The sequence below is a fragment of the Streptomyces sp. NPDC021012 genome (assembly GCF_044333355.1).
GTDB lineage: Bacteria > Actinomycetota > Actinomycetes > Streptomycetales > Streptomycetaceae > Streptomyces.
On record NZ_JBIRQU010000001.1, the window covers coordinates 452579 to 466224 of the forward strand.

Annotated in this window: 12 protein-coding genes; 4 read left to right on the forward strand and 8 right to left on the reverse strand. The window is 73.4% G+C overall.

The window, feature by feature from the left end:
* Window positions 1-27: 27 nt before the first annotated feature.
* On the reverse strand, window positions 28-717 hold the full coding sequence (locus tag ACH4TP_RS02065; RefSeq protein WP_398435246.1) for a GntR family transcriptional regulator: 690 nt from the start codon (window positions 715-717) through the stop codon (window positions 28-30).
* 146 nt (window positions 718-863) lie between these two features.
* On the opposite strand from ACH4TP_RS02065, the gene ACH4TP_RS02070 reads away from it, so the two are divergent.
* Genes ACH4TP_RS02070 through ACH4TP_RS02080 form a run of 3 tightly spaced genes read left to right on the forward strand, consistent with a single transcriptional unit; the run spans window position 864 to window position 4263 of the window.
* A complete protein-coding gene (locus ACH4TP_RS02070; RefSeq protein ID WP_398435247.1) occupies window positions 864-2192 on the forward strand; it encodes an MFS transporter in 1329 nt (442 codons plus the stop codon).
* On the forward strand, window positions 2189-3358 hold the full coding sequence (locus tag ACH4TP_RS02075; RefSeq protein ID WP_398435249.1) for a hypothetical protein: 1170 nt from the start codon (window positions 2189-2191) through the stop codon (window positions 3356-3358). The genes ACH4TP_RS02070 and ACH4TP_RS02075 overlap by 4 nt, the downstream gene beginning before the upstream one ends.
* The gene (locus tag ACH4TP_RS02080) at window positions 3355-4263 is read left to right on the forward strand and encodes a polysaccharide deacetylase (protein ID WP_398435251.1); all 909 of its coding nucleotides are present in this window, start codon (window positions 3355-3357) and stop codon (window positions 4261-4263) included. Before ACH4TP_RS02075 ends, ACH4TP_RS02080 begins: the two co-directional genes overlap by 4 nt.
* A 69-nt stretch (window positions 4264-4332) precedes the next feature.
* Here the strand turns inward: ACH4TP_RS02080 and ACH4TP_RS02085 are convergent, their stop codons facing one another.
* The 4 genes from ACH4TP_RS02085 to ACH4TP_RS02100 form a co-directional block, all read right to left on the reverse strand.
* Window positions 4333-6531: a hypothetical protein gene (locus tag ACH4TP_RS02085; protein ID WP_398435253.1), complete on the reverse strand. Its 2199-nt coding sequence runs from the start codon at window positions 6529-6531 to the stop codon at window positions 4333-4335.
* Window positions 6532-6707: 176 nt separating this feature from the next.
* Window positions 6708-7073: a DUF6113 family protein gene (locus ACH4TP_RS02090; protein ID WP_389231759.1), complete on the reverse strand. Its 366-nt coding sequence runs from the start codon at window positions 7071-7073 to the stop codon at window positions 6708-6710.
* On the reverse strand, window positions 7070-7960 hold the full coding sequence (gene mshB, locus ACH4TP_RS02095; RefSeq protein WP_398435255.1) for an N-acetyl-1-D-myo-inositol-2-amino-2-deoxy-alpha-D-glucopyranoside deacetylase: 891 nt from the start codon (window positions 7958-7960) through the stop codon (window positions 7070-7072). Before mshB ends, ACH4TP_RS02090 begins: the two co-directional genes overlap by 4 nt.
* Window positions 7961-7977: 17 nt before the next feature.
* Window positions 7978-8172 carry a hypothetical protein gene (locus tag ACH4TP_RS02100; RefSeq protein ID WP_015035959.1) on the reverse strand — a complete coding sequence of 65 codons (195 nt, stop codon included), beginning with the start codon at window positions 8170-8172 and terminating at the stop codon, window positions 7978-7980.
* Between the two features lie 177 nt (window positions 8173-8349).
* On the opposite strand from ACH4TP_RS02100, the gene ACH4TP_RS02105 reads away from it, so the two are divergent.
* On the forward strand, window positions 8350-10509 hold the full coding sequence (locus tag ACH4TP_RS02105; protein WP_398435257.1) for a prolyl oligopeptidase family serine peptidase: 2160 nt from the start codon (window positions 8350-8352) through the stop codon (window positions 10507-10509).
* A gap of 1 nt (window position 10510) precedes the next feature.
* On the opposite strand, the gene ACH4TP_RS02110 is transcribed toward ACH4TP_RS02105, so the two are convergent.
* The 3 genes from ACH4TP_RS02110 to ACH4TP_RS02120 all read right to left on the reverse strand — a co-directional run bounded on the left by ACH4TP_RS02110 (window position 10511) and on the right by ACH4TP_RS02120 (window position 13641).
* Window positions 10511-11443 (reverse strand): hypothetical protein, encoded by a 933-nt coding sequence (locus ACH4TP_RS02110; RefSeq protein WP_398435259.1) that lies wholly within the window; start codon window positions 11441-11443, stop codon window positions 10511-10513.
* A gap of 178 nt (window positions 11444-11621) precedes the next feature.
* Window positions 11622-12665 carry an ABC transporter ATP-binding protein gene (locus tag ACH4TP_RS02115; RefSeq protein ID WP_398435261.1) on the reverse strand — a complete coding sequence of 348 codons (1044 nt, stop codon included), beginning with the start codon at window positions 12663-12665 and terminating at the stop codon, window positions 11622-11624.
* Window positions 12658-13641 (reverse strand): ABC transporter ATP-binding protein, encoded by a 984-nt coding sequence (locus ACH4TP_RS02120; RefSeq protein ID WP_389231774.1) that lies wholly within the window; start codon window positions 13639-13641, stop codon window positions 12658-12660. Before ACH4TP_RS02120 ends, ACH4TP_RS02115 begins: the two co-directional genes overlap by 8 nt.
* Between the last annotated feature and the right edge of the window lie 5 nt (window positions 13642-13646).

Here is a 13646-nt window from a genome sequence, read left to right on the forward strand (position 1 = left end):
TTGCGAGGGACTCTAGGCGACAGCCCGTCAGGACGGCGAGTCCTTTTCCGTGCCGCCGTCGAAGAGCAGCCCGAGCGCCACGTCGCGGTAGTGGCGGATGTGCTGGAGCGAGCAGGCGGCCGCCGCGTCGGCGTCGCCCGCGGCGATCGCCTCGTACAGCGTGCGGTGCTCGGCCCAGAGGGAGCCGGGGTCGTCGATCTGCTGGAAGAGCCAGCGGAGCCGGCCCTCCAGGGACCCCAGGGCCGAGGCGAGCATGTCGTTGCCCGCGAGTTCCACGATGTGGTGGTGGAAGGCGGCGTTGGCGCGCGAGACGCGCTCCGGACGGCCGACCAGGGTCACCTTGCGCGCTTCCTCCAACAGCGCGTGGAGTTCGGCGAGTTGGGCCTCGGTGCGGCGCTCGGCGGCCCTGCGCGCGGCCAGTACCTCCAGGGCCTCGCGCAGGTCGAAGAGGTTCTCCACGTCCTGCCCGGAGAGCTCCCGGACCACGATCCGGCGCGGCGAGAGGGCGTACAGGAAGCCCTCGCCGAGCAGGATGCGGATGGCCTCGCGGACGGGGACGCGGGAGACGCCGAACTCCTCGGCGACGTCGCGCTCGACGAGCCGGTCCCCCGGCCGCAGCCTGCCGTCGATGATGCGGTCCCGCAAGGCCTCGCACACCTGGTCGCGGAGCCAGCCCCCGCCGTTCGTGGGTGTGACGGCGGATTCGGTCTCGGTCATGCGCCCTCCCCGTATCGATGCAATCACGGTATACCAAACGCTTGACGCCCTCCCAGTGCACTGCTTTGGTATACCGAAACGCGGCTCGGGGCCCCGCCGCGCTTCGACGTCTCACCCTGTGCGATCTGTGAATCGAGGGTTTGTCCGTGAGTACCCCACCGGTCCCCGAGACCGTCCCCCAGGCGAAGGCCGCCACCCCCTCCGGCGGCCGTCCCAGCCGGGTCCGCTGGAAGATGTTCGTCCTGCTGCTCGGTGTCGTCGCGCTCAACTACATCGACCGCGGCTCCGTCTCCGTCGCCCTGCCCCTGATCACCAAGGACCTGGGGCTCTCCAAGGAGACCACCGGCTTCGTCCTCAGCGCGTTCTTCTGGACGTACGCGCTGATGCAGATCCCCGGCGGCTGGCTCGCCGACCGCTTCGGCCCCCGCAGGATGGTCTCCGGCGCCTGTGTCGGCTGGGGCGTGGCCCAGGCCCTCACCGCCGCCGCCACCGGCGCGGGCTCCCTGCTCGGCTACCGCCTGCTCCTCGGCGCCGTCGAGGCCCCCGTCATGCCCGCGGGCGGCAAGCTCAACGCCCAGTGGCTGCCCGCGAAGGAGCGCGGCCGCGGCGCCGTGCTCCTCGACGGCGGCGCCCCGCTCGGCGCCGCGCTCGGCGGCATCCTCATCTCCGCGCTCATCGCCTGGACCGGCAGCTGGCGGACCAGCTTCGTCATCGCCGGGGTGCTGACCGTCCTCATCGGCCTGTTCGCCGCCTGGTACGTCCGCGACACCCCGCGCGAGCACCCGGGCGTGAACGACGCCGAGGCCGCGTACATCGAGAGCGCGCACGCCGAGGAGGACGCGGCCGGCCCCGCCGACGAGCGCACGGGCCTGCGCCCGTACCTCGGGCACCGCTCGTTCTGGGCGATGTGCCTGGGCTGGACGGGCTTCAACGGCGTCTTCTACGGACTGCTCACCTGGGGCCCGCTGTACCTGTCCGAGACCAAGGGCTTCGACATCAAGACCATCGGCTGGTCGACCCTGGTCATCTTCGGCGCGGGCTTCGTCGGCGAGCTCACCGGCGGCTGGATCTCCGACCGGCGCAAGGCCGCCGGCGCGGGCGCCAACGCCGTGATGCGCACGATGATGGGGGTCGCCGGCGCGGCCGTCGTCGCCGGACTGCTCGGCGTGGTCCTCGTACCGGACCCGATCACCGCCGTCGCCCTGCTCTCCGTCGTCATGTTCTTCCTGCGCTGGGCCGGCCTCTACTGGTCCCTCCCGTCGACCCTGGCCGGCCGGGCCAACGCCGGCATCGTCGGCGGCGCGATGAACCTCGCCGGCAACATCGCCGGCATCGTCACCCCGATCGCGGTCGGCTACATCGTCGGCGGCACCGGCTCGTACACCTGGGCGCTGCTCTACTTCGTCGGCGCGGGTGTCCTCTTCACCGTCTCGTCCCTCGTCATCGACTACAGCAGGAGGCTCGCCGTCCGATGATCCGTATCGGCATGCTCACCCCGTCCTCCAACACCTGTCTGGAGCCGGTCACCTACCGCCTCCTCGACGGTGCCCGGGACCTCGCGAGCGCCCACTTCGCGCGCGTACCCGTCACCCGGATCGCCCTCGACGGCGGCTCCGACGCCCAGTTCGCCTTCGAGCCGATGCTCGCCGCCGCGCGGCAGCTCGCCGACGCGCGGGTCGACGTCATCGCCTGGAACGGCACCTCCGGGTCCTGGCTCGGCGTCGACCACGACCGGCGGCTCGCCGCCGCGATCACCGCGGAGACCGGCATCCCGGCGACCACCTCCACGCTCGCGCTGCTCGACGCCTGCGCCGCGTACGGCGTGACCCGGCTCGGCCTGGCCGTCCCCTACACCCGGGACGTCGCCGAGCGGATCGTCACCACGTACGCCGCCGAGGGCCTGGACTGCTCGCTCGCCGAGCCGTTCGGGATCGACGACAACGAGGCCTTCGCCCGGATCCCCGAGCCCGAGGTGGCCCGGCAGGTCGAGCAGGCCGGCGCCGGTGACGCGCATGCGGTCGCCGTCGTCTGCACCAACGTGTACGGGGCGGGCGCCGCCCCCGGACTCGAAGCCGCCCTCGGCATACCGGTCTTCGACAGCGTCTCCGCGACGCTCTGGAAGGCTCTCGACCTGGCCGGCGCGCACCCCGCCCTCGAAGGCCACGGCGACCTGCTGCGCTCCGGCGGTCTGCGGGCCGGCTTCCAGCGGGCGCTCGGCGACCTGCGCGAGGCGATCGGCGCCGACCGCACCACCCTGCGCCTCGACCTGCCGGCGTACGGGCTGCACGTGGACCTCACGGCGGGCGAGGCGCTCGGCCCGGGCGTCCGCTCCATCCGCCGCGACGCCGGTCTCGACCAGCGCCGGCTCAACACGGTCGAGTGGCTGGAGCGGCACCGCGTCCCGCTCGTCCAGCCGCACTTCCGGGACGACCCGAAGCCGCCGCAGGCCCTGATCGACGTCTACGGCGTGCGCGCGCAGCTGCTCTTCCCCGTCGTCCGGGGCGCGGACATGACGGGCTGGATCTCCGCCCACAGCCTCACCGGGCGGGAGTGGGGCGCGGCCGACCAGGCCGTGATGGCCGCCGCCGTCGACCGTGTGCACCACCTGCTCGACACGTACGGAAAGGCTCACTCCGCATGACCGCGAAGGACATCAGGATCGCCCTGGGCGTCGACGTCGACGCCGTGGCCGGCTGGCTCGGTAGCTACGGCGGCGAGGACTCCCCCAACGACATCCAGCGCGGTGTCTTCGCGGGCGAGGTCGGCACCCCGCGCATGCTCAGGCTGTTCGAGCGGTACGGGATCCGGACCAGCTGGTTCATCCCGGGCCACTCCATCGAGACGTTCCCCGAGCAGACCCGGATGGTCGTGGAGGCGGGCCACGAGGTCGGCGCGCACGGCTACTCGCACGAGAACCCGATCGCGATGAGCCCGCAGCAGGAGGAGGACGTCCTCGCCCGCTCGGTCGAGCTGATCGAGGAGTACACCGGCCGCAGGCCGCGCGGCTACGTGGCGCCCTGGTGGGAGATGTCGGCGCACACGGCCGCCCTGCTCCACAAGTACGGCTTCTCGTACGACCACAGCCAGAACTACCGCGACTTCACCCCGTTCTACGCGCGCGTGGGCGACAGCTGGACGAAGATCGACTACTCGAAGGAGGCCAAGGACTGGATGAAGCCGCTGGTCCACGGCCACGAGGTCGACCTGGTGGAGTTCTGCGGCAACTGGTACGTCGACGACCTGCCGCCCATGATGTTCAACAAGCACGCCCACAACAGCCACGGCTACGTCAGCCCCCGGGCCCTGGAGCAGGACTGGCGCGACCAGTTCGACTGGGTGTACCGGGAGCTGGACTACGCGGTCATCCCCGTGACCCTGCACCCGGACGTCAGCGGCCGGCCGCAGGTGCTGCTGATGCTGGAACGGTTCATCGAGTACGTGTCGGGGCACGCCGGCGTCAGCTTCTGCACCCTGGAGGACGCCGCCGACGACTTCCGCCGCCGCTTCCCCTTCGAGGGCACGGCCCGCCCCGCCGACATGCGCTGACGGTCCCGCGGCACGCGCGAGCCCCCGTCCCTCACCGGGGACGGGGGCTCGGCCGTGCGGTGAGGGCCGTCAGCCCTGGCCGGTGAGGTCGATCGTCTTCGTGCGCTCCGCGAGCGTCTTGCCCATCAGGGCGTCGCGCATCGCGAAGGCCACGTCGTCGGCGGAGACCTGGTGCTTGCTGCCGTCGCCCTTGGTGACCATGACGCCGTTGAAGGTCCCGTCGAGGAGCCGCTCGATCGCCTTCTTGTCGTAGACCTCGACCAGCCGGCCGTCGACGGCCTTCATGGAGAGGATCTGCGGCAGCGACCGGGCCGGGCCGAAGTCGATGTGCCGGCCGCCCGCCTGGATCCGGATCAGACCGGACATGGCGGGCGTCGCGAACTCCTTCATCGCCCGGTCCAGCTCGGCCTTGGTGACCGTCGGCCGGACGGTGGTGACCGGCAGCTCGACCAGCTTGCCCTGGCCCGTCTCGACCTGGGCGCGGAAGGCGTCCTGCACCGAGATCATCGAGCGCTGGACGTCCAGGCCCTGTCCGGGCTTGCCCTCGACCGGGGTGACCTTGTTCGGGGCGAACAGGATCGTGCCCTCGGTCGCCGAGGCCGACGAGCCGGCCAGGTCGGTCAGGGCGACGGCGAGCTTCTCCTTGTCGACCGGGAAGACCGGCTTGGCGACCCGCTCGCCGCCGAAGAGGGAGCCGATGACCGACACCGGGTTGTAGTCGCTGCCCGCGGCGGCGCGGACGGTCTCCTGGCTGTCGAGCGCCAGGCCCGCCTTCTCCGGGGCCAGCTGGACCTTCTTGCCGCCGACGCTGAGCTGGAGCGGGGCGGTGGCCCGCTTGCCGAGCGCCGCGTCCAGCTTGTCGACGGCCTCCTCCTTCGTACCGCCGCCGATGTCCACCCCGAGCACCGTGGTGCCCTTGGGGACGTCGGAGTGGTTGAGGAGGAGCCCGGCGCCGTAGGCGACGCCGGCGAGGCCGACGACCGCGACGGCGGCGAGGACCAGCTTGGAGCGGCCCTTCTTCGCCGGGGCCCGGTCGGCCGCCGGTGCCTGGCGCGGCGCCGGCGCGGGGGCCGGGGTCGCGCGCTCCTCGATGCGCGGGGTCAGGTCCGGGCGGGCCGCCTTCGGCGGGACCACGGGGATGCCGCTGGTGAGCGTGTCCCCGGAGATGTGGGCGCCGCCGTCGGCCGCCGCGCCCGGTCCGGGCTGCGGCGCCGGAGCGGGCTGCTGCGGCGTCAGGACCGCCGTGTCGTCCGACATGCGGGGCGCGCCGCCCGCGAACGGGGAGCCCGCGCCGCCCTGGCCGCCGCCGAAGGGGGCGGTCGCGGTGGTGCCGCCGAGGGAGGCGGTGCCGGTGACCGGGCCCGTGGTGGGGCCGGTCGGCGCAGCCGGGCCACCGGGACGGCCCGGACCGCGGTACGCGGGCGTGCCGGAGGCCGGGGTGCCGGTGTACATCGGGGTGCCTGCGGCGGGCGTGCCGTCGTACGCCGGGGTGCCGCCCGCGGGGGTCCCGTCGTACATCGGGGTGCCGGCGGCGGGCGTGCCGTCGTACATCGGGGTACCGCCTGCCGGGGTCCCGTCGTACATCGGGGTGCCGCCCGCGGGGGTCCCGTCGTACATCGGCGTGCCGCCCGCGGGCGTGCCGTCGTACGCCGGGGTGCCGGTCTCGTACAGCGGGTTGCCCGGCGGCGTCTGGGCCGTCGCGGTGACCGGGCGGCTCGACGGGGTGGTGCCGACCGTCGGGACGCCGGAGGTCGCCGAGCCCGCGAAGCCCGTGCCCGGGGCGTCCGGTCCGGCCGGGGCGGGCTTGGCGGCCGCGGGGGCCGGGGACGGCGCGGGGGCGGGGGACGGGCTGGGGGCCGCCGCCTTGCGGGGGGCGAACCAGTCGCTCGTCTCCTTCGCCTTCGGCGGCTCCGGAGCGGCGGCCACCGGCTCCGGGGCCACGGCCACCGGCTCGGGCTCCGGTTCCGGCTCCACGACGGGCTCGGGGTCCGGGGCGGACGCCTCGTTGACCGTCTTGCGGACCACGACCGGCGGAATCGGACGCGAACCCGGGATGTTGATCCGGATCCGGGTCGTCAGCGTGGTCTCGGTCTTGGGCTCCTCCGGCAGCGCGGGCGCGGAGGTCTCCTCCGGCGCGTCCTGCGTGGGGTGGAGCGACGGATACTGGCGGGATCCGTACGGCGGGGTACCCGAGGGGTAGGCGGCTCCACCGCGCCCCTGGGCGCCGGAGGACGAACTGTCAGTCTCTCGACCAGTTTCACGACTCAAAGCAGGATCTCCCGGTTGGCTCCACCGCCCGCTCTTGCTGATGCTCGTGTTGACCCGGGCGGTTCGGCGGCGCGCACCACCATACTGAACGCCGACGGCTCATACCCGACCCCCGGGCTGCGGACGACGGGCAATCCGGCCGAAGTCGGGACGTCCCCGGTCTCAAGTCCTGCTGTTCACGGGGCCGGTCGCGGCAGCCTGGGCAGCGTGGCGCACATCACAGTGAGCGCCATGCCTCCGAAGAGGAAGAGCAGCTCGCCGCCGCCCCCGCCGAACACCCCGTCGCCCTCGGGGCGTCCGAGGCTGAGCAGGACGACGGAGACGAGCCAGCCGCCGCCCGCGCAGGCGACGCCGAGCTGGGTGCCGGTGGCGCGGAGCCCCCCGTAGCAGAGGCCGGCGACGGCGAGCAGGGCGAGGAGCAGGCCGCCGGGGAACCAGGCCGCCTGGACGAGGGACCCGGCGGTGCCGACGAGGGCGCCGAGGACGAGCAGGACGCCGTACCAGGCGTACCGGGCGCCCGGGGGGACCGGGGCGTCGCTCATGCCGTCACCCCCGCGAAGAGGTCCGTCTCGCGCTCGCCCGCCGGGGCGCCGGAGGTGCCCCGGACGAGTTCGTAGTACTCGGTGGTGAAGATCGGCTGGGCGAGGTCGTTGGAGAGGGCGAAGAAGGGGCCGTCGACGGCGACTTGGGTGGCGTGCGCGGCCATCGCGGCGGTCTTGCGGGCCGCGTACGCGGGGTCGGCGGCGATCTCGGTGGTGATCCGGTCCTCGTCGACGACGCCGGGCACGTCGTCGATCTCGGCGACGGCCGGGAAGGCGGAGCCCTCGGCGCGGAGCCGGGCGAATCCGGCCTCGGCGACGGGGCGCGGGACGCGGTTCCAGTAGACCTTGGCGATCGTGTGGGCCGGGCCGAGGTCGGGGCGGTACGAGGGGTCCTCGGCGAGTTCGGCGGCGCGGGTGGCGACCCGGTGGGCCTGGATGTGGTCGGGGTGGCCGTAGCCGCCGTCGGGGTCGTAGGTGATCAGGACCTGCGGGCGGGTCTCGCGGATCACCTCGACCAGGTGGGCCGCGGCGGTGTCGACGTCGGTGCTCCAGAAGGCGCCGGGGCGCTTGTTCTGCTCGGCGCCCATCATTCCGGAGTCGCGGAAGCGCCCGGGGCCGCCGAGGAAGCGGTGGTCGGTGACGCCCAGCTCGGCCATCGCGGCGGCGAGTTCGCCGACGCGGTGCGGGCCGAGCCGGTCCTCCCGGTCGGGGGCCAGGTGGGCGAGGTCGGGCGGGATGACCTCGCCCTCCTCGCCGAGCGTGCAGGTGACCAGGGTGACGAGGGCGCCCTCGGCCGCGTACCTGGCCATGGTGGCGCCGTTGTTGATCGACTCGTCGTCCGGGTGCGCGTGCACGAGCAGCAGACGGCGGGCGGGGAGATCGGACATGCCCCCACCCTACGAGGTCAGAACTTGAGACCGCCGATCATGCCCGCCACGTTCGTGGTGAGGGTGCTGATGGACGGGGCGATGGACGAGCTCGCCAGGTAGAACCCCAGGAGCGCGCAGACCGCCGCATGTCCAGCCTTCAGCCCGGATTTCCGGATCAGCAGGAAGACGACGATCGCCAGCAGCACCACCACGGAGATCGAGAGTGCCACGGCGGTTCACCTCCACCTTCGGTCGGATATTCGAGCGGTTCGGTCGATCAGCATGTGCCAGAGGGCATGCCAGTCCGATGCATACCCACCTAGCGCTACGGATCATAACTATCCGTGCGGCCGCATCGATCGGCGGACGGAGGCACGAGGGGGGCGCACAGCGCTAGTTTCAGCCGCATGACCTTGTCTTCGCAGCAGCCGGCCACACCCTCGGCCGGGCTCTCCTTCCCCCGTCAGCACGCCCGGACCCAGCGGTTCACCCTGGGGGTCCCGCGTGGTTTCTCGGTCTCCCCGGACGGGGAGCGCGTGGTGTTCGTCAGGTCCGGTTCGGGGACGGACCGTTCCCACCGGCTCTGGGTGCTCGACCTGCCCCGGGACGGCGAGCCCGGGGAGCGGACGGCCGCCGACCCGGCGGTGCTGCTCGCGGGCGCGGAGGAGGAGTTGTCCCCGCAGGAGCGGGCGCGCCGGGAGCGGAGCCGGGAGGGCTCGGCCGGGATCGTGGCGTACGCGGTGGACGCGGCCGTGGAGTTGGCGGCGTTCGCGCTGTCGGGGCGGCTGTTCGCGGCGGAGCTGCGGGCGGGGACGGCGCGGGAGCTTCCGGTTCCGGGGCCGGTGCTCGATCCCCGTCCCTCGCCGGACGGGCGGTTCGTCGCGTACGTGGCGGAGGGCGCCCTGCGGGTGGTGGGCGCGGACGGCGAGGGCGACCGCGCGCTGGCCGTCCCGGAGGACGAGCACGTCTCCTACGGATTGGCCGAATTCATCGCCTCGGAGGAGATGGGCCGGGAGCGCGGCTACTGGTGGTCGCCCGCCTCGGACCGGCTCCTCGTGGCGCGGGCGGACGACCGCGCGGTGACGCGCTGGTGGATCGCGGACCCGGCGCACCCGGAGCGGGAGCCGCAGCGGGTCGGGTACCCGGCGGCGGGCACGGCCAACGCGGAGGTGCGGCTCTACTGCTACGGCCTCGACGGCTCCCGTACGGAGGTGGTGTGGGACCGCGAGCGGTATCCGTACCTGGCGCGGGTGCACTGGTCGGCGGCCGGGGCGCCGCTGCTGCTCGTGCAGGCGCGGGACCAGCGGGAGCAGCTGGTCCTGGCGGTGGACCCGGAGTCGGGGAAGACCTCGACCGTACGGGCGGAGGCGGACCCGGCGTGGCTGGAGCTGCACCACGGGGTGCCGGCCCGGGGGCCGGGCGGCGGGCTCGTACGGATCACGGACGAGAGCGGGGCGCGGGCCCTCGCCGTCGGGGAGGAGGCGTGGACGGGCGCGGAGCTGCACGTCCGGGCGGTCCTGGACATCGGGGCGGACGACGTCCTGGTGTCGGCCTCGGCGGGTGAGGCGGCGGCGGAGCCGGAGACCGGCGAGATCCATGTGTACCGGGTGACGTCGCGGGGCGCCGAGCGGCTGTCCGAGGGCACGGGCGTGCACGGCGCGGTGCGCTCGGGGGCGGTGACCGTCCTGGTGTCGGCGCGGCCGGAGGAGCCGGGGAGCGTGGCGCGGGTGCTGCGGGACGGCGAACAGGTCGCGGTGGTGGCCTCGTACGCCCAGCGGCCGGTGGTCTCCGCGCGCGTGCGCCTGACGGAGGCGGGGGCCCGGCGCGTCCCGTGCGCGGTGCTGCTGCCCTCGGGGTACGCGGAGGGGGACGGGCCGCTGCCGGTCCTGATGGATCCGTACGGCGGCCCGCACGGGCAGCGGGTGCTCGCCGCGCACAATCCGCACCTGACCTCGCAGTGGTTCGCCGACCAGGGCTTCGCGGTGGTCGTGGCGGACGGCCGGGGCATGCCGGGCCGCTCCCCCGCCTGGGAGAAGTCGGTCCTGCGGGACCTCACGCCGACGCTCGACGACCAGGTGGAGGCGCTGCGGGCGCTGGCCGGGAGCTTCCCGCTCGACCTGGACCGGGTGGCGATCCGCGGCTGGTCGTACGGCGGCTACCTGGCGGCGCGGGCGGTGCTCCAGCGGCCCGACGTCTTCCACGCGGCCGTGGTCGGGGCGCCGGTGACGGACTGGCGGCTGTACGACACGCACTACACGGAGCGGTACCTCGGCACCCCGCAGGACGACCCGGGGGTGTACGCGGCGCAGTCGCTGCTGACCGACGACGGGCTGTCCGCGCCGGAGGAGCCGGCCCGGCCGATGATGGTCGTGCACGGCCTCGCGGACGACAACGTGGTGGTGGGGCACGCGCTGCGGCTCTCCTCGGCGCTGCTCGCGGCGGGCCGGCCGCACGAGGTGCTGCCGCTGTCCGGGGTGACGCACATGACGCCGCAGGAGCGGGTGGCGGAGAACCTGCTCCTGCTCCAGGTGGACTTCCTGAAGCGGTCGCTCGGCCTGAAGGGCTGAGTCACCAGCCGGGCGGTTTCGGGTGGGGCGGGGCCGGCACCCGGACCGGCGGTAACGGTCCGGGCGCGGCGGCGGGGGCGCCGCGCCCGGCGAGGAGCACGAGCAGCGCGAGGCCGGCGAGCAGTTCGAAGACGGAGGTGAGGGCGTCCGCCGCGTCCCTGCCGACGAGGGCGCCGAGCTGGGTGAGGGTCTCGTAACGGACGGCGCGGGCGACCCCGCCGAGGCCGGCCGCCGTCAGGAGCAGGGCGGCGAGGAGCCCGAAGGCCCGGCTGTGGCGGGCCCGTGCGAAGCAGGAGACGGCGGCCGTGCCGTACAGCCCGACGACCATCACCGAGAGCCAGCCGGGCGGGGGCGCGAGGAGGGGTCTGGCGACGGAGCGGCCCCGGGTGAACCGGTCGACGGTGAGGTCCAGGGGCAGTTCCCCGGCCCAGTACAGCTCCCACAGGGCCACGACGAGCGCGGCGGCCGCGAGGAGGAGCCCGGCGGTGACGGCGGGGCCGGTGCGGGGGCGGGTGGGCTCCTGCTCGTACGGGGCGTCCGCCGGGCGGCGGCCCACGGCGGCGGTGAGGACGAGTCCGGCGCCGAGGGCCAGGCCGAGGAGGGCGGTGACGAGGGCGCCGGTCCCGGGCGCCCAGAGCCCGGGCAGCCGCAGGGCGAGGGTGACCGTGCCGGCGGCGGCGAGCGCGGAGGCCGCGTGCCGTGAGCGGAGCGCGGCGACGGCGCAGGCGGCGTACGCGGCGAGGAGGACGGGGTCGACCAGGGAGGTGGTGGACCGCCCCCGGATCAGGAAGTGGTGGTCCCCGGCCCAGTACCACGCGAGGTCGGCGGGCGAGCCGAGCGCGGCGAGGTCCTGGAGGATCCACACGGCGGCGATGAGGGCGAGCGCGGCGCAGAGCGCGGCGCCGGTGAGACGTGCCGGTCGTGTCACAGTCACGGCCCCGATACTCACGGTCGCGACGCGACGAAACAAGCCGTTCCGCATGAACGGAGTGTGGCAGCCGGCCGGGGCGACATGGCGCGCCCCGGCCGGCTTCACGGCACCCGCACGGCCGTACAAGCTCCACTGTCCAATGTCCGTATATCGGATCCAATTCCGGCGGATTGCCCGCGAGTTACGGCTCCTGCGGCTCCTCCGGCGGCACCACCTGCTTCTCCTCCGCGAAGTGGCAGGCCGAGTCGTGTTTCGCGGGGCTGTCCGTGAGGCGGAAGACGGCCGGGACGGCGAGGAGCGGGACTTCGAGGGTGCAGCGCTCCTGGGCCTTCCAGCAGCGGGTGCGGAAACGGCAGCCGGAGGGGATGTTCGCCGGGGACGGCACGTCGCCGGTGAGGAGGATCCGCTCGCGGTGCTCGCGCGCCTCCGGGTCGGGGACGGGGACGGCGGAGAGCAGCGCCTGCGTGTAGGGGTGGGTGGGGTGGTCGTAGATCTCGGCGTCGGTGCCGATCTCGACGATCCGGCCGAGGTACATGACGCCCACGCGGTCGGAGATGTGCCGGACGATCGACAGGTCGTGGGCGATGAAGACGTACGAGAGGGAGAACTCGGACTGGAGGTTGTCGAGGAGGTTGACGACCTGCGCCTGGACGGAGACGTCGAGCGCCGAGACCGGCTCGTCGGCGACGATGATCTCGGGCTGGAGGGCGAGGCCGCGGGCGATGCCGATGCGCTGGCGCTGGCCGCCGGAGAACTGGTGCGGATAGCGGTTGATGTACTCCGGGTTGAGGCCGACGACGTCCAGGAGGTCCTGGACCTTGCGGCGCCGGTCGCCCTTGGGCGCGACCTCGGGGTGGATCTCGTACGGCTCGCCGATGATGTCGCCGACGGTCATGCGCGGGTTGAGCGAGGTGTACGGGTCCTGGAAGACCATCTGGATGTTGCGGCGGACGGACTTGAGCGCGCGCGGGGAGAGCTTGGTGATGTCCTCGCCCTTGTAGCGGATCGTCCCGGAGGTCGGCTTCTCCAGGTTGACCAGCATCTTCGCGACCGTCGACTTGCCGCAGCCGGACTCGCCGACGATGCCGAGGGTCTCGCCGGCGGCGAGGTCGAAGTCGACGCCGTCGACGGCCTTGACCGCGCCGACCTGCTTCTTGAAGAGGATGCCCTGGGTCAGCGGGTAGTGCTTGTGGAGGTCCCGGACTTCGAGAATCGCCTCAGCCATGGAGGCACTCCTTCCAGAAGTGGCAGGCGCTGGCGCGCGGCACCGGGGACTCGGTCACGTCGTACAGCGGGGGCACGTCGGTGCGGCACCGGTCCCGGGCGAGCGGGCAGCGCGGGTTGAAGGAGCAGCCCGGCGGGATGGCGAGCAGGTTGGGCGGCAGGCCCTTGATCGCGTAGAGCTCCTGGCCCTTCTGGTCCAGGCGCGGGATGGAGTCGAGCAGGCCCCGGGTGTAGGGGTGGGCGGGCGCCTTGTAGATCTCGTGCACGGGGGCCTGTTCGACGATCTTCCCCGCGTACATGACGGCGATCTTGTCGGCGACGTCGGCGACGACGCCGAGGTCGTGGGTGATGAGGATGAGGCCCATGTTGAGCTCGCGCTGGAGCTCGGCGAGGAGGTCCATGACCTGGGCCTGGACGGTGACGTCGAGGGCGGTGGTCGGCTCGTCCGCGATGATCAGCTCGGGTTCGAGGGCGAGCGCCATCGCGATCATGATGCGCTGGCGCATGCCGCCGGAGAACTGGTGGGGGTACTGGCCGACGCGCTCCTTGGCGGCGGGGATGCGGACCCGGTCCATCAGCTCGACGGCCTTGGCCCGGGAGTCCTTGCGGGACATCCCCTTGTGGACCTGGAACATCTCGCCGAGCTGGTCGCCGACGCTGATGACGGGGTTGAGGGAGGACAGCGCGTCCTGGAAGATCATCGCCATCTTGGCGCCGCGGACCTTGCGCCGCTCGTCCTCCTTGAGCTTCAGGAGGTCCTGGCCCTGGAAGATGATCTCGCCGCCGCTGATCTTCCCCGGCGGGATGTCGAGGATGCCCATGACGGCCTGGGCGGTGACGGACTTGCCGGAGCCGGACTCGCCGAGCACGGCGAGGGTCTCCCCCGCGTCGACGGAGTAGTTGACCCCGTTGACCGCCTTGGCCACCCCGTCCCGGGTGTGGAACTCGACGTGCAGGTCCTTCACTTCGAGCAGCATGGGCG

Bases quoted from the DNA above. Each gene is read 5' to 3' on its own strand.
- ACH4TP_RS02065 (WP_398435246.1), bottom strand. From the start codon at position 717: ATGACCGAGACCGAATCCGCCGTCACACCCACGAACGGCGGGGGCTGG.
- ACH4TP_RS02075 (WP_398435249.1), top strand. From the start codon at position 2,189: ATGATCCGTATCGGCATGCTCACCCCGTCCTCCAACACCTGTCTGGAG.
- ACH4TP_RS02080 (WP_398435251.1), top strand. From the start codon at position 3,355: ATGACCGCGAAGGACATCAGGATCGCCCTGGGCGTCGACGTCGACGCC.
- ACH4TP_RS02090 (WP_389231759.1), bottom strand. From the start codon at position 7,073: ATGAGCGACGCCCCGGTCCCCCCGGGCGCCCGGTACGCCTGGTACGGC.
- mshB (WP_398435255.1), bottom strand. From the start codon at position 7,960: ATGTCCGATCTCCCCGCCCGCCGTCTGCTGCTCGTGCACGCGCACCCG.
- ACH4TP_RS02105 (WP_398435257.1), top strand. From the start codon at position 8,350: ATGACCTTGTCTTCGCAGCAGCCGGCCACACCCTCGGCCGGGCTCTCC.
- ACH4TP_RS02115 (WP_398435261.1), bottom strand. From the start codon at position 12,665: ATGGCTGAGGCGATTCTCGAAGTCCGGGACCTCCACAAGCACTACCCG.
- ACH4TP_RS02120 (WP_389231774.1), bottom strand. From the start codon at position 13,641: ATGCTGCTCGAAGTGAAGGACCTGCACGTCGAGTTCCACACCCGGGAC.